13 protein-coding genes are annotated in these 16169 nt (G+C 55.8%); 4 read left to right on the top strand and 9 right to left on the bottom strand.

All coding sequences use genetic code 11. The features are described 5' to 3' along the window. Positions 1–14: 14 nt before the first annotated feature. From HMPREF9162_RS01975 to HMPREF9162_RS01955, 5 genes are all read right to left on the bottom strand, one after another. Positions 15–869, bottom strand: a complete 855-nt coding sequence (locus HMPREF9162_RS01975; protein WP_037350081.1) for a glycosyltransferase family 2 protein — start codon at positions 867–869, stop codon at positions 15–17. A gap of 76 nt (positions 870–945) precedes the next feature. Further along, a complete protein-coding gene (locus HMPREF9162_RS01970; RefSeq protein WP_009752732.1) occupies positions 946–1938 on the bottom strand; it encodes a glycosyltransferase family 4 protein in 993 nt (330 codons plus the stop codon). A gap of 283 nt (positions 1939–2221) precedes the next feature. Further along, positions 2222–3217 carry a glycosyltransferase family 4 protein gene (locus HMPREF9162_RS01965; protein WP_254655338.1) on the bottom strand — a complete coding sequence of 332 codons (996 nt, stop codon included), beginning with the start codon at positions 3215–3217 and terminating at the stop codon, positions 2222–2224. Positions 3218–3266: 49 nt separating this feature from the next. Continuing rightward, positions 3267–4700, bottom strand: a complete 1434-nt coding sequence (wbaP, locus tag HMPREF9162_RS01960) for an undecaprenyl-phosphate galactose phosphotransferase WbaP (protein ID WP_009752538.1) — start codon at positions 4698–4700, stop codon at positions 3267–3269. A 15-nt stretch (positions 4701–4715) separates the two neighbouring features. Then, positions 4716–5657 carry an AEC family transporter gene (locus HMPREF9162_RS01955; RefSeq protein WP_009752704.1) on the bottom strand — a complete coding sequence of 314 codons (942 nt, stop codon included), beginning with the start codon at positions 5655–5657 and terminating at the stop codon, positions 4716–4718. Between the two features lie 213 nt (positions 5658–5870). On the opposite strand from HMPREF9162_RS01955, the gene HMPREF9162_RS01950 reads away from it, so the two are divergent. Beyond that, entirely contained in the window at positions 5871–7241 is a 1371-nt protein-coding gene (locus tag HMPREF9162_RS01950) for an FAD-dependent oxidoreductase (protein WP_037350079.1), read from the top strand. A gap of 85 nt (positions 7242–7326) precedes the next feature. On the opposite strand, the gene HMPREF9162_RS01945 is transcribed toward HMPREF9162_RS01950, so the two are convergent. Beyond that, complete coding sequence (locus HMPREF9162_RS01945) at positions 7327–8076, bottom strand: hypothetical protein (protein ID WP_009438312.1); 750 nt, start codon at positions 8074–8076, stop codon at positions 7327–7329. Between the two features lie 389 nt (positions 8077–8465). Next, positions 8466–9185, bottom strand: coding sequence for a DUF4198 domain-containing protein (locus tag HMPREF9162_RS01940; protein WP_009350116.1), 720 nt, complete (start codon positions 9183–9185; stop codon positions 8466–8468). Between the two features lie 206 nt (positions 9186–9391). Here HMPREF9162_RS01940 and pyk point away from each other — a divergent pair, with 206 nt between their 5' ends. The 3 genes from pyk (at position 9392) to HMPREF9162_RS01925 (ending at position 12973) form a co-directional block, all read left to right on the top strand. After that, on the top strand, positions 9392–10807 hold the full coding sequence (gene pyk / locus HMPREF9162_RS01935; protein ID WP_037350137.1) for a pyruvate kinase: 1416 nt from the start codon (positions 9392–9394) through the stop codon (positions 10805–10807). 238 nt (positions 10808–11045) lie between these two features. After that, positions 11046–11417, top strand: a complete 372-nt coding sequence (locus HMPREF9162_RS01930; RefSeq protein WP_009438255.1) for a RidA family protein — start codon at positions 11046–11048, stop codon at positions 11415–11417. Between the two features lie 407 nt (positions 11418–11824). Further along, positions 11825–12973 (top strand): YibE/F family protein, encoded by a 1149-nt coding sequence (locus HMPREF9162_RS01925; protein WP_009438317.1) that lies wholly within the window; start codon positions 11825–11827, stop codon positions 12971–12973. On the opposite strand, the gene HMPREF9162_RS01920 is transcribed toward HMPREF9162_RS01925, so the two are convergent. Continuing rightward, positions 12957–14792, bottom strand: coding sequence for a glycosyltransferase (locus HMPREF9162_RS01920; protein ID WP_037350075.1), 1836 nt, complete (start codon positions 14790–14792; stop codon positions 12957–12959). The two genes, HMPREF9162_RS01925 and HMPREF9162_RS01920, sit on opposite strands and share 17 nt — an antisense overlap. Further along, positions 14792–16156, bottom strand: coding sequence for a lipopolysaccharide biosynthesis protein RfbH (rfbH, locus tag HMPREF9162_RS01915; protein ID WP_009752748.1), 1365 nt, complete (start codon positions 16154–16156; stop codon positions 14792–14794). Before rfbH ends, HMPREF9162_RS01920 begins: the two co-directional genes overlap by 1 nt. Positions 16157–16169: the final 13 nt, after the last annotated feature.

The following is a 16169-nucleotide window of genomic DNA, read 5'->3' as shown; positions in this document are numbered from 1 at the left end:
TCCTTTCCCTGGGATTATTCATACCTTCCGCACCAGCGGCAGATCTTATTCTCACACGTATGTTGTTCCCAGCATACTCTAGCATCAATCCCCCGCCATAATGACCTAACAAAATCAAATGCACCCAAGGCTAAAAGGCCTCGTTTGACCAGTCGCTTCAAAGGATGAGACCAGTCATCATTAGGCGCGTGAAAAGGAAGTTCCAAGTCTCGATAAATACGATTATTTTCCACTATGCATTCCTTTGCATCTGAGCTGCGCCCCGATGTTGCAAAAAAAGCCACCATTTCATTGCTATATTGAATATGTACACGCGTATCATAGTAACACTGCAAAAAGAACTTATAATCTGCAGCAATCCGGTAACTTATATCAAACGGATAATGCAACAGCAGCGATTTACGGACAAACATACCGGCATGTGACACCATCCCGCCATGATAATTCTCCCGGTCTTGCGGGTGCGTATTTGTGTGGGGACGCTGCGTCTTAGTCTGCTCATCCACAAACCATGATTGGCAGCATAAAATATCCGTGTGAGGTTCGATAGAATCTACAATACGCGAAATAATATGTGGACTTGTCAAAGCATCATCTGCGCCAATAATTTCAATATAATCCCCCGACGCCATATGAACGCCCTTATTCAGTGCGTCATAAAGCCCCCCATCCGGTTCACTGATCCATCGGATACCATAGGGCGCATATTTTTTTATGATTTCTACCGTTCCATCTGTTGACCCCCCGTCTACGATGATGTACTCAATATTGGGATAATCCTGATCAACAACACTTGATATCGTCTGTGCGATTGTAGATGCCGCATTATATGAGGCCGTTATGATCGTAATCTTGAGTGATCTTCCCAAATACTTTTTGCCCCTTTCGTTGCAGCTGGTTAGAATTTTTACTCATTTCACAATGATACACGCACGATATACACGGTTAAACTTCCTTCATATTCGATATATATCGCATATATAATCCCATCATCTGCTTGCCCACATGAGCAGGTGAAAACAGGCTCATATCAAATGTGACAGGATTTTCTTTTTTCAGATATGCTCTATCAAGCACCTGAAGAAAATTCTGTTCATTGCCTAATTCATAGGTAACAATATTTTCGCCGTCAGCAAAGTCATTAAGGTTTGCTGTATTAGAGGCAATAACCTTAGTACCAACAGAAAGGGATTCAAGCGCAGCCATTGGCAATCCCTCCCACCGCGATGGCAAAAGCAAGTAGTCAGCCGCCTTCATATAGGCATATGGGGAAAGTGTCTTTCCTAAATATTTCATATAGCCTTCTGTACCTTCCGTCAGTCCTATTATTTCTTCATCCCCTATGAGGTAAATTTGGAAAGGTACATGCGTTGAAGTATCCATGCGCGATATTTTTTTTATCATCTCTGTCAATAGATCAAGCCCTTTAGGATAATCGTATCGTGCTACAACGAGCAAATTGAGTCCCTCTCTTCGAGGAAGGTCTGCGATTTCCGTATCATGCCCTTGCTCCATCACATTAGGAATAACCACAACCTTATTGATATCCCTATCATGATAAAACACTTTGCACATATATTTTTTATCTTCAAGACATAGAACTACGATTTTCTCCATCGTATATAAAATCATATTGACACAAAACCGGCGAAGCAGTTTACGAAGCGGTGCCTTGATAAAATCGTATTTACGAATATGCAATCCATGCAACGTAATAATTTTTGGAATCTTATTAAACGGAAGGAAGTAAAGTGCCGGTAAAAGATGATGAAAATGAATGATATGAACTCCTTCACGGCGAAGTTCACGATATACTTTCCATGCAGTCAACGGACTCCATTCAGAGACGGTACGCAGTTCAACATTCGGCAGGGATAGGAATTCCCCGCAGAGTTCCCCTCCTTTTTTTCCATAGAGCAAAATATGAACATCTGCCATAGCACAGCATAGCGCACGTACGGCACGAGGTCCTCCCCCCATAGAGAAATCTTTAAGGACGTAGGCAACGGTTATGTTCTTCATGGATTTCAATTCTATCCCAGTTTAGCTGTCCCGATATATTCCAACCACCGGTAGGTCTAATCACCGGAGCTATAAAGCACGTGCTCGACAAAGCTGCCGAAGTCCTCTCGAAATGTGGTCTCAGAGAATCTTTCTGCATTTTCACGGCATTCTCTAGGCGAAAATATTTTTTCCTCTGCTTGAAAAGCATGAACCGCTTTTATGATAGCGGAGTTCGTTTGCTGATGAAAAACACTCCTGTCCGCCCGGGAATCACGGTCTCTAACGCCCCGCCCCGCCCGTAGGCAATGACCGGGGTGCCGCAGGCTTGCGCCTCTACCGGGATAATGCCGAAATCCTCTTCGGCGGCGAATACAAACGCCTTTGCTTTCTGCATTTTATCGCGAAGGACTTCAAAGGGTTGGTACCCCAGCAGAGTGACGTTTGATCCCGCCTTTTTCTTGATTTTCCCGAATTCCGGTCCGTCGCCGATGACCACAAGCCGTTTCTCCGGCATTGCGGTGAACGCCTCGACGATGAGATCCACGCGCTTGTAGGGCACAAGACGCGACGCGGTCAAATAAAAATCCTCTTTTTGCTCACAAAGGGTATATGCGCTCACATCCACCGGCGGGTAGATCACCGTTGCTTCACGCCCGTATACTTTCTTAACACGCTTTGCGATAAAGCGGGAGTTGGCAATAAAATGATCCACCCCGTTTGCGGTGCGGTAATCCCACATCCGCATATAGTGCAGGATTGCGCGTGCCAGCCAGCTCTTTAGACCACGCTGCAAGCCTGCCTGTTTCAAATATTGGTGCTGCAGATCCCATGCGTATCGCATCGGCGAATGGACATAGGAAATATGAATTTGATTCGGGCCGGTCAATATCCCCTTCGCAACGGCATGAGAACTGGATATAACGAGATCATACGCGCTGACGTCGAGCTGTTCGATCGCAATCGGCATAAAGGGAAGATAGCTGCGATACTTCGTTTTGGCAAACGGCAGATTCTGGATAAACGAGGGGTTTGTCTTTTTATTAAGGATGAAGTCACGCCGGTCGTTCGGGAGAAAATCCACGAGGCAAAACAGATCGGCCTCCGGATAGAGTTTCAGGATCTGTTCCAGAACCCGTTCCGCACCGGCATAAACGACAAGCCAATCACAGACAACGGCGACTTTCATAAGCCCTTCCTTGCTCCGTTTCCACATCTATCACAGCAATGCACAGGCGATCGTTTCAGAAACAGCATATCCGAACTCAATACGCCCCTTCTCTCTTGAATACGACCTGTACAGTTTTGATAAGGTACACAAAGTCCAGCCAAATCGACCAGTTCCGCACGTACCACGAGTCCATCTGCACACGCTCGTCGTAGGTGGTGTCGCTGCGGCCGCTGACCTGCCAGAGCCCGGTGATGCCGGGTGGAACGAGATAGTAGTCCGCGATGAGGTCGCCGTACTTCTCGATCTCTTTCTCAACGATGGGGCGCGGTCCGACAAGGCTCATCTCCCCGCGAATGACGTTGATGATCTGCGGGAGTTCATCGAGACTTGTACGCCGCAGGAAATGACCAATGCGCGTGATGCGCGGGTCGTCCTTCAGCTTAAAGTCCCGTTCCCACTCAGCGCGCGCTTCCGGGTTCTCGGCAAGATAGTGTTCGAGACGCGCCTCTGCATCCTTTACCATAGAACGAAATTTATAGCAGGGGAACATGCGGCCGTTCTGACCGACCCGGCGATGCGCAAAGAGCACATGTCCGGGATCGTCGAGGTAGATCATCACGGCAATGACCGCCATAATGGGGAACACAGCGACGAGCCCCAAAACGCCGCACACGAGATCAAAGGTGCGTTTCAGTCCGCGGTTGAAGACACTCCGCAGGTTGTTATGTGTCTCCAGCAGGATGATCTTCTCACTCACGAGGCTGATGGCTGTGAGCCGCCCCATCGCGATCCCGATGAGATTCGGCGCGACGATAACGCGGGTAACAAGCGGCTGAATGCGGTTGATGAGCCGCACCTGCGCTTCCTGCTCCATCCCGGGTGCGGTGATGATCACATCGCGCACTCCGGTAGTGCGAATGACACGCTCCGCATCGTCAAATCTGCCGAGGATCGGGTACATCGCCGCGATTTTATCGCTGACAGGGTGATCGTCCAGGAAGCCTACGATGTGGTAGTCAAATCCCGCGTCGTATTCAAACGACCGCAGCACGCGCTCCGCCGTGAGCCCCGCCCCGATGAAAAGCACCGGCACGCGGAAAAGATGCAGCGAGCGCACGCATTTGCGGTAGAGATAGCGCCCGCTCCAAAGGAAGAGCACCGCGAGTATCCCTGTCACGCCGACAAAGATACGCGAAACCACCTCGCTCACCTGCGCGAAATACATCAGCAGGATGATGATGAGCACCGCATAGACACACGCCCAAAAGATCTTTTGCACCATGACCCAAAAGGGCATGTTGCGGCTGCGCGCCCCCATCGCATACAGGAACCCGAGAAAGATAAAGGGAACGACGCCGAAGATATAGATGTCGGGGATATAAAAATGCGGATCGGCGATGGGCAGCCAGTGCCGGCGCAGCTGATAGGAAAGGAGCTCCGCAGCCACCACGGCGGCATAGTCTACAAAGACAATGAGCAGCGGCAGGAGATAGGAAGCATAGCGTTCCCACAGCGACAGGCTAGCCACACTTCGCCTCCTCTCTCAAAAATATCCCAAGCTCTTCAGCAAAAATACCCACCCGAAGATGGTCACACACGAGAGTGCGCTGCTGTAGACGACGCAGTTCCCCGCGAGCTCTGCGTCGGCGTGCATCTGCTGCGCCATGGCAAAGCCGGCGACCGCACAGGGCGTTGCATAGATCGCGATGAGCGTCACGAGCTCCACATCCCGCATGCCGAGGGCGATCGCGATCGCGAGCATGATCCCCGGTACGATGACGAGACGTGCCGCAACCGCTCCGATGAGCTGCGGTAAATGCGTATGGAAACTCCCGCCCCGGAACGATGCGCCGAGGATGATGAGGGCTACCGGCGTCGTCGCCGCCGCGATCTCTGCGGCAGGTCTCAGGATCGGTGCGGGGATATGCAGCTCCGCCGCGCGGCAGAGCGCTCCGAGGATACCGCCGAGGATCATGGGATTCATCACGACACTGCGCAGGATATTCAGGAGATCGAACCGTCCCCCGCGAAACGTCTCAAGTATGAACACCGAGAGCACATTATAGAACGGAACAACGGCAGCAATCATCATCGTCGGAATAGCGACCGCATCCGATCCGAAGATATTAGCCACGAGCGGCACGCCCATGAGAACGTAGTTCCCGCGGTACGCCGCCTGTACGATGACGCCGCGGCGCGCATTGTCCTTTTCAAAAATACAGACAACCCCCGTCGCGATGAGCGCGGTCAGCAGCACACCGCCCGCGCCGAGTCCCACGAGGAGCGGGCTGACCGTCATCCCCGGCTTCGCCGCGTAGATGTTGTAGAACATCATGAAGAAGAAAAACACCCGGAACACCATGCCGTTCACATGGAACAGCTCTTCATCCGTGAGCAGCCGCACGCGCCGTACAAAGAGCCCGACCGCCATCAAGCAGAAGAGCGGCACCACGCCGCCAAGTGCAACGAAAAAGTTGCTAAGCATACAGATGCCCCCTCCTGATTATCCCATTTTATTATAACAGGAAAGTGAGAACAGCGCAATTATCCTGTACAATTCCCGTCGGAATATTTGAGCGTTCCGTACAATACGATACGACAGTCTCCCGCCTTCTTGACAAGTGCCGCTGCACCGCCTATGATACAAGCAGGCGGCAGCGAGCCGCATATTATGAATGATAGAAACGGAGACCCGATCATGGCAAATGAAATAAACGTGCAAAACCTCATCATCGGATTCGGTAAGGCGGGCAAGACCCTCGCCGGATTCCTCGCAAAGCGCGGCGAGAAAACCGCACTCGTGGAACGCTCGAAACAGCGTTACGGCGGCACCTGCATCAACGTCGCGTGCATCCCGTCAAAATCGCTCGAATACAGCGCACGCCTCTCGGCGGCGGAGGGCGGCAGTTTCGAAGAAAAGGCGCGCCGATACGCGGCTGCCATCACCGAGAAGCGCCGTCTCACCGCCATGCTGCGGCAAAAGAACTACGACAAAGTCGCGGGTACGGGCGCGGACATCCTCGACGGCGAGGCCCGTTTTATTGATGCGCACACCGTTTGTGTGACCGCCGAGGACGGCGCAGAGACACAGGTATATGCAGAGCGCATCTTTATCAATACAGGCGCCCTGCCCATCATCCCCGCCATCCCCGGCGCGGCGGAGAGTACGCGGTGCTATACAAGCGAGACGATGATGGAGCTCGACATACTCCCGCGCCGTCTCGTCATCATCGGCGGCGGCTATATCGGACTTGAGTTCGCCTCGTACTATGCGAATTTCGGTTCGGAGGTCACGGTCGTGCAGCACGGTGCGGACTTCATCCCGCGCGAGGACGCGGAGATCGCGGCACGCGTCAAGGCATCGCTCAAGGCACGCGGCATCACCGTACTGACCGCCGCCGCGCCGCAGCACATTGAGGACAGTGCGGCAGAGACGACGGTTGTCGTTCGGACTTCTGTCGGCGAGCAGTCCATCTCCGCCGATGCGGTTCTCCTCGCCACGGGTCGTAAACCCAACACCGAAGGGCTGGAACTCGCGGCAGCAGGCATTGATGTCACGCCGCGCGGTGCGGTCGCCGTGGACGCGCATCTGCAGACCAATGTGCCGCATATCTGGGCGATGGGAGACGTGACGGGCGGACTTCAGTTCACCTACATCTCGCTCGACGACTTCCGCATTGTGCGGGATCAGCTCGTCGGTACAGGGGCACGCACAACGGAGAACCGCGGCGCCGTCCCCTACACCGTCTTCCTCGATCCGCCGCTCTCGCGCGTCGGTATGACCGAGGATGAAGCGCGTGCAGCGGGATACGACGTGCGCGTGTTGAAGCTCGAGGCCGCCGCCGTACCAAAGGCGCAAGTCTTTCGGAACCCTGTCGGTCTGCTCAAGGCGATTGTCGACACCAAGACGGATAAAGTCCTCGGCGCACATTTCTTCTGCCCCGGCTCGGAAGAGATGATCAACCTCATGAAACTCGCCATTGACGCCGGCATTACCGCGCATACGCTTGGACAGAGTATCTACAACCACCCGACCATGAGCGAGGCGCTGAACGATCTGTTTGTGTAAGGTGGACGGAAAGAGACACGACCTCCCGTCACAGGATAAACCGGCATACCAAAAAGGAGCATCCCATCACGATGCTCCTTTTACGTTACTGCCATAAAACCGGCAATATAGACAGTATCGCCGCCGCTGCCGCCAGGCATCCTGTGCGCCGCGGAGCAAGCGGCAGATCCCCGCAGACACTTCCGGTCTGACCGTTCACACAGACGTTATAGGTCGCGCCGTCATGGATGAAGGAGGTCACCCAAAGCGGCAGGAGGATGCACGCCGGCACAACGTCTGTATAGGAGATATGGAGCGTATGCACCTCTGCCGACTGCGTTTGATATTCTCCGCACAGATCATCCTCGATGCCTCCTGCAAGCAAGTCCTGTATCTCCGCCTGCGCACCGTCCCACGCGTCTTGTGAATTGACAGTGCAGGAGACAATATCAACGCCCGCCGTATGCCCCGGGACACCGTTTTCTCCCTGTGAAAGGTCATAAGGGAAAAGCCCCTCCTCGAAAAAATCCGTATATTCCTCTGCACCGCAGATAAGGATGTCGTCATCGAGATCATAGTGTGCCGTGCCGCTGATGTAATGACGATCCGTGTCCGTCTGCCAGTTCCCGTCGCTGTCCTCATAGTCCTGCTCCTCGTCCCACGCACCGCGATATTCGCACATTGCAGTGGTACGAAACCGCCAAAAAGGGACATAGACGGCGCGGACAGATTCCGGACGCAAGACATCACCGGCGGCGGAGGAGAGCCGCACCCCAACATGCGCGCGTACCGCATCGAGCGCCGCTTGACGCCCCAAGACGAAGGGGATGTAGGCGTCGCTTATTTGATGTTTCATTGGTACTCCCCCATAAAATAAACGAGACAACCGCCCGGACGCATGGTTGCGCAGGGTGGCTGTCTCATTTGATACGCCAAAATCTCGTGCTGCCCCGCCGCAGCGTGAGTGACACGGAAGTTTGGATGCAGAGCAAGGAATTGAGACGAACGCAAGGACGGCGTAGATGACCCCTACGTCGACGAAGCGTTCGCCAAAAATGGCGACGCTATGCGCCAAAATCCCGTGTCACGATTTCACCTCATACCGTAACGTAAGTGACGTGCAAGCTTTGATGCACAGCTAGGAATGAGGAGAATGCAAGCGAAGGCGTAGTAAAAAGGCTACTCCGAGCGAAGCATTCGACGATATGACAACGCTGTGCGCAAAGATCGCACGTCACGTCTCACTCACTCGGCGGGAAGAATGAAGGACAACGAACTAAACACCTTCTCCTTCACATTCGGATCGGCGGTCGGGAACGCGACCTCGACGCCGATGACGTTGAGTCCGTTGTTCGCAACGCGCACGGACACATAGCCGTTCGCATCCGCCTGCATCTCCGATGCGAGATTGCCGATGACGTCCGCGATGACGGGCGCGTTCGCGTACGGCTGACCGTCCTTATAGATGCGGAGTTCGAGCGTATCGCCGCGGCGGAGCGTCAGCGGGTTCACGCTCGGCACAATCTGGATCGGCACGTTGTAGAGCCCGCCCGGCTTTACCGCGTCGCTCCAATAGTGCACATTGTACTTGCGCGCGTGCGTCACCGAGACGAGATTCTCGATGTTCGAGTAGTCGCGCGTCGGGATGACCTGCCCGTCCGTTGTCTTTGCGAAATACCCGTAGTCAAAGAACGTCGCCGTCACGCCGAGCCGGTCAGACGGGACAACGGACATGTGGTCGCTGTAATCGACGCGCTCAATCGTCGTCGGCATAAAGTCCACATCGTACGCATCGATGCCGAGCGCACATGCCGGATCATACGCATTGTCGATCGGCCCCTCGCCCAGAACGAGCGCCTTTTGGTCAAAACGATTGGCAAAGTACACGCCGTGGGCATCCGCGGGTGCCGCATAGAGCCCGAGCCCTACGACCGCGCCGAGCGCGGCAGAAAGAAATTTTTTCATCAGTCATCCTCCTAACGCAGAGAGAAGATTTTCGCGGGATCCCCCGCACATCTTCATTTATTATAATAAAAATGAGAGATATTTGCAAGCGTACCGCCTGGCGGATTTTTCAAATAACACCGCGCCGTTCTTTACTTCTCCTAAAAAAGAGTGTAAAATATTATCAGTTACAAACACTCAGGGATTAAAAGGCGGGGATATTTATGATGCTGAAGAAAACCAAGATCATATGCACGCAGGGGCCGTCGACCGATCCGGACGGGATTGTGGACGCGCTCATCGAGAATGGGATGAACTGCGCGCGCTTTAACTTCTCCCACGGCACACACGAGGAACACCTCGTGCGCATCAAGAAGGTGCGCGCGGCGGCGGAGCGCTCGGGCAAGGTCATCTCGCTCATCCTCGATACCAAAGGACCGGAGATGCGCCTCGGCGAGTTCGCCGAAGGGAAGGTGCATCTCGAAAAGGGGAACAAATTCACACTGACCTACGACGACGCGCCCGGCGACGAGACGCACGTCAGCGTCAACCATAAGAAACTCTGGGAAGAGGTCAAACCCGGCGACACGCTCCTCCTCTCGGACGGTCTCGTCGGACTCGTCGTTGACGAGGTGCGCGGCAAGGACATCGTGACGACGATCCAGAATAGCGGTCCCATGTCCACGCGCAAACGCGTTGCCGCGCCCGGCATCGAGCTGAGCTTGCCCGCGATCTCCGAGCAGGACGAGCGCGACATTATTTTTGGCATCCAGAACGACATGGACTTCGTTGCCGCCTCCTTCATCCAGCGCCCCGCGGACGTCGAGGAGATCCGACACCTCATCGCCAAGCACGGCGGACACATGGAGATCATCCCAAAGATCGAAAACCTCGCGGGCGTCAATAATTTCGACGCGATCCTCGCCGTCTCGGACGGCATCATGGTCGCGCGCGGCGATCTCGGCGTCGAGGTTCCGGCAGAGGATGTCCCCGTCATCCAAAAGGAAATCATCCGCAAGTGCAACGCCGTCGGCAAGCCCGTCATCGTCGCCACGCAGATGCTCGAATCCATGACCACGAACCCGCGCCCGACGCGCGCGGAGGTCTCGGACGTCGGCAACGCCATCTTTGACGGCGCGGACGCCATCATGCTCTCGGGCGAGACCGCGAGCGGCGATTACCCCGTCGAGGCGGTCAAGATGATGAGTACCATCGCCCTGCGCATGGAGGAATCGCTCGAGTACGACACCATCATCCGCTCGCGCAGCATCCGCGAACGCTCCTCCGTCACAGACGCCGTCTCGCACGCGACCGTACAGCTCGCGTACGAGACGAGCGCGGCGGCGATCCTCACGCCGACCCAGTCCGGCTACACCACGCGCGTTGTGTCGAAGTACCGCCCGAAGGCAACGATTGTCGCCTACGCGCCGAACCACATGGTCGCACGCCACATCAACCTGCGCTGGGGCGTCTACTCCATCCTCGGGCGCAAATGGTCGAGCGTCGAGGAGATGATCGAGTCCTGCACGCGCGGTGCACTCGCACACGGCTACGTCGCGCAGGGCGATAAAGTCGTCATGGTCGCGGGCATGACCTACAACGAGGCAAGCTCCGTCGCCATACGCGTCACGACCATTAGCTGATTTTTGACCCGAACCGGAAGGAGCCGTCTCAAGGATTTTGGACGGCTTCTTTTCGTAGGTGCGCGGATGTACCCCGCGTCCGATAACCGCGACGTAAGTGACACGGAAGTTTCGATGCATAGCTAGGAACGAGGAAAACACGAGTGGAGTCGCAGCAGCGCTGCGTCGACCGAAGTGTTTGACGATGTGACGACGCTAGGCGCGAAAATCCCGCGTCACGTCTTTAAGGAGGATAAAAATGGAAGTAATCCACAGCCCCAACGCCCCCGCCGCCCTCGGCCCATATAGCCAAGCCATGCGGGTCGGCAATCTCGTCTATACCTCGGGACAGATCGGCATTGATCCCGCTGCGGGCAAGATCACGGCAAGAGCGATCGACGCGCAGACAGAGCAGGTCTGCAAAAACCTCGGCGCCGTGCTCGCAGCCGCCGGCACGGATCTCACACGCGTTGTCAAGACGACCTGCTTCCTCGCGGACATCGCGGACTTCGCCGCATTCAACGAGGTCTACGCACGCTGCTTTACAGGCAAACCTGCCCGTTCCTGCTTCGCCGTCAAGGCGCTGCCTGCGGGCGCGCTCTGCGAGATCGAGGTCATCGCCGAGGTATAGCCAAAACAAAAAGGCACGTTGTCATCGTGCCTGCAAGCTGATATAATGGTTTTGAGGTGCTGTTCTGCACAGCGGAGGCGCGGTTAACTCTTACCCCTGGAAGGGGGTGAGCGCCATGGATAACACGAATGTAACTTTGTTGCTCCTCGTCGTCCTCGTGGTTCTCCTACAAAGAAAGTAACCGCCCCTAGCTTCCAATCTTGTGGCGGTTAATTCCAAAACACATATATGGGGCTTTACCGCGTCACCGCAGATACAGCACCTTTTCTATGCTTATTATATGACTTCCGATGTGATTCGTCAAGTTTTATCCTGCGCACACGCCCCATTTTCCTTCATGCAATTATCACGTTTTTATTGTATGATAATTTCAATCATTCCCACTGCTAGACGAAAGGCTGCCTGCTATGAAAATTCACCCGCGCCGATTTGCACGCTTTCTCGCCGTCTGCTTCTCGCTCTCCGTGCTGCTCTACTGCATCTTCCACTTGCCGGGCGGCGAGGACGGCGATCCCCCGACCTACAAGGCGGAAATCATCTCCGCGGCACAGACGGACGGCGCATTTTCTTCCTTTGCCCCCGGCAGCGTCCAGTACGACGTGACGGCACGACTCACGTCGGGGCCTGCTGCAGGTACAGAGGTCTCGTTCCTGCACGCGACTGCGAATAATCCCGCCTTTGACATCCACCCGCAGGCGGGTGAGGAGGTGCTCCTGCGCGCCGAAGGCGAGGGCTATGCCATCGCGGACTATGACCGCCTGCCCGGAATCGTGTGGCTACTCATCGGCTTTGGCGTTCTCCTCGTGCTCTTTGGCGGGCTGACGGGACTCAAGGCACTCTTCGTCCTCCTCTTTGCGGTGCTCCTCATCGCAAAGGGGCTGATCTCCTTCATCCTCTTTTCCCCGTCGCACATCCTCTTTTGGACGTTCCTCATCGGCAGCGTCATCACGCTCGCCACGCAGCTCATCATCGGCGGCCGGAATCGGAAATCGGCGGGCGCGATCATCGGCACCATCGGCGGCATCTTCGTTGCGGGTATTCTGGCGCTGATTGCCATTCACGGAACGTACCTGACCGGCATCGACGAAGAGCAGGCGACCATGCTCAAGGTGCTCTATCTGCAGGATGTTGATTTCCGCGAACTGCTCTTCTCGGGCATCATCCTCGGCGCGCTCGGTGCGGTCATGGACGTCGCCGTCTCCATCGCTGCCGCGCAGTACGAGATGAAGCAGCTCGCCCCCGCGACAAAGTTCAAAGCGCTCGTCTCCTCTGGGCTGTCGGTCGGGCGCGACGTCATGGGGACAATGGCAAACACCCTCGTCCTCGCCTATATCGGCGGCGCACTGCCGCTCATTCTCCTCATCTCCGCGCAGCCAAATATCGACCTCATTCGCGTGCTGAACCTCAACATGATCGCCGCCGAGATCGTACGCTCGCTCATCGGCAGCATCGGGCTCCTCTGCGCCATCCCCATCACCGCGTACGCGACCGCATTTCTACTGACCGTAAAAAAGGCGCGCAGGCGGCGGGGAACATCCGCTACACCGAGGGCTTAGAGATGCCGAGGAAGAACATATGGACGTGAAGGCTCAGCTCCGCCTCCTCCCTGCTCACATCGTGCTGCAGTTCGAGTAAAGGCTTGAGCTTCTCCGCAAGCGGTTGATCCGCCTCAAACATGATAGAATATGTCCGATACGAATGCAGCTGGGGATGCGCATGCAGTGCAGCGAGCAGATTTTTATATGCAATGGAGGAAAATCGTTTGACTTCATCGGGACACATATAGACGGCCCGCATGCCTGTATTCATGAGATGCGAGAGTTCATAGGCACTGCCGGGGTTCCGCACGGGGAGCAGCAGAAGTCCGCCCGGCGCGAGCAGTCCGTATAGCTGCTCTAAATTTGCGATGACATCGCCCAAAGGCAGCTCGTCCAAATAGCATCCGGCGCTGATGAGATCATACGCTGCGGCGCAGCGTGCGGCGGCGTCTCCAATGGAGTCTGCCGCGATTGTCGCATCAAAAAGATAGTCCGTATCCGGCAGATAGCGTTCATCGAATACTGCCGCCGTCATATGCACTGCGGCGGATTCCATGCGGTAACGGTTGTAAATTTGACAAGCGAGATCGCCAAACCGCGGTTCAAGCATCAGCACGCGCTCCCCCGCGGCAAATGCGTGCCAATCCCAAATATTTTCCACACCGGGGAAGCAGCCCCGCGAATCCCACGCATCCACGCCCCATTTATCATAATAGACGCGGCGCATCGCATCGAGCGCGTTCCCTTTCTCCCGCACGCGGTCGGCACTGAGCGTCACCCCGCCGAAGTGATGCATAAAGGTATCTTTGAGGAGCACCTGCCGCCACCCTGTACGGCGCAGTGCAGTGGACATATCGTCGTCCACAAATTCTGCTTTTGTAAAGACAGGATCTGCCGCGATCAAGCGAATCATATCGCTGCGCATGATGGCAAGGAACGTCATGAGCTGACTGCGATCCTCCCACAGCCGCGGATTCAGACGGTTAAAATCCGCCGCAAATACCTGCATTTTCTCCATATCCTCAAACGTATTTCGATATGGAATAGGCACGCCCTGCAAATTCGAAATACTCCCCTCATTGCAGGTCGGCACCGCCATCGCAATGCGCGCGTCCGACTTCATGCAGGCAAGCAGATGATCCAGCCAATGCGGCGTTGCGACAACATCGTTGGAGAAGCCGAGAAAGTATTTCCCTGTCACCACATGCGTATAGGCGTATGTTCCCAAAATATTATGTTTTAAGTTCATCACCTTCGCATGAGGCAGTTGTTCAAAATATTCCCGCGTCCCGTCGTCCGATCCGTTGTTGAGCACGATCAGCTCGACATTGCCGCGCGAAAAATCCGTGTGCGCGAGAATACTCTCCGCCGCGCACTTGGTATATTCCAGTTTATTATACCCGAGCAGAACAATAGAAACTTCGTATGGATATTCTTCCTGCGGCGCATCATGCAGCGCCTCCATCTGCTCCATGACATTCCGGCGGTATGCGGCAATATGCTCGCCCGAGGCGAGCACATCGGTTTGGAATGCCCACAGCTGCTGCATCTCACGCACAAAGGGACGAATCTCCATGCATATGATCCGCGCGAAGCGTTCGGGGCGCGCGTCTATATCGTCAAGCGATGCCTGCACATTCTTCGCATAGAGATAGATCTGCCGCAGACCTCCCTCCGCCGCCTGCATCTCCGTCTCGACGAGCGCCGCGATCTGCCGCAGATTGTCCAGCAGCTCGCGCGTCTCCTCATCCGGTGCACCGGACGCGGACTTCTCCAAAAGATAGTCCGCCGCCTCCACGGATATATCCAGAAGCCCGCGCAGTTGTTCCTGCTCCATCATATGCCTCTTTCACTCGATTGCCGTATGCGCATTGATGCGTGTACGGCTTCTTTGATAATGCGCGCCATGTAGTCGATCTTTTCATCCGTGAGCCCCGGATAGACGCCGAGCCAAAACGTATCGTTCATGATGCGGTCGGTTTGCGCGAGACTGCCCGCGATGCGATAGCCTGTCCCCGCCGCACGCATCTCGTCGAAACAGGGATGCTTCGTCAGATTGCCTGCAAAGAGCATCCGCGTCTGGATCCCTTTCGACTCGATGTGCCGCACGATTGCCGCGCGCTCGTATCCTTCCCTGCATGTCAGCAGGAACCCGAACCAGCTCGGTACGCTGTGCGCCGTCGCCTCCGGCAAAATAAACGCATCTTCTAAATCCGCAAGCGCTGCATGCAGACGGTCAAAATTATGCCGGCGCCGCTCTATAAAGCCAGGCAGTTTTTTCAGCTGCGCCGTGCCGATCGACGCCTGCATATCCGTCGCCTTCAGATTATATCCAAAATGCGAATAGACATATTTGTGATCGTAGCCGCGCGGAAGCTGTCCATCCTGCCGGTCAAACCGGCGTCCGCAGAGATTGTCCTGCCCCGACGCGCAGACGCAGTCGCGCCCCCAGTCGCGCAGCGAGCGCACAATGCGGTTCAGCAGCGCATCGTTCGTATAGACCGCGCCGCCCTCCCCCATCGTCATATGATGCGGCGGATAAAAACTCGACGTCCCGAGGTCTCCGATCGTCCCCGTATATCGTTCTACACCGTCCAGCGTGTAGCGCGACCCGAGTGCGTCGCAGTTGTCCTCAACAAGCCAGAGCCCGTGACGGTCACAAAACGCCTTCACTGCCGTGAGATCGAACGGATTGCCGAGCGTATGAGCGAGCATGACCGCCTTTGTCCGCGGGGAGCGCGCCCCCTCAAGCAAGGACACATCCACATTGTACGTCGGCAGCGATACATCCACAAAGACCGGCACAGCCCCGTACTGAATCATCGGCGCGACCGTCGTCGGAAATCCCGCCGCCACCGTGATGACCTCGTCCCCGCGCCGCACCGCGCGGTCGCCGAGGAGCGGCGAGGTGAGTGTCATAAAGGCAAGGAGGTTCGCGGAAGAACCCGAGTTCACGAGCGCGCAGTATTTCACCCCGAGGAACGCCGCAAGTCCCCGCTCGAACTCCTCCGTATAATGCCCTGCCGTCAGCCAGAACTCCAGCGCGCTCTCGACAAGAGCCTCCATCTCCTCATGGTCGTAGACCCGTGCCGCATAGGGCAGACGATCTCCCGCGTGGAACTCCTCCGACGGGCGGTGATACAGCGCACAGTACCGCCGCACCATCGCAAGGATTTCCCCGCGCATCTCCGCTTCGCTCATACACCGCTCTCCC

Origin of the sequence: Selenomonas sp. oral taxon 137 str. F0430 (assembly GCF_000183625.1) — a bacterium.
GTDB lineage: Bacteria > Bacillota > Negativicutes > Selenomonadales > Selenomonadaceae > Centipeda > Centipeda artemidis.
Note: the sequence above shows the minus strand (reverse complement) of the source record. Positions and strands in the feature narration are given on the sequence as shown.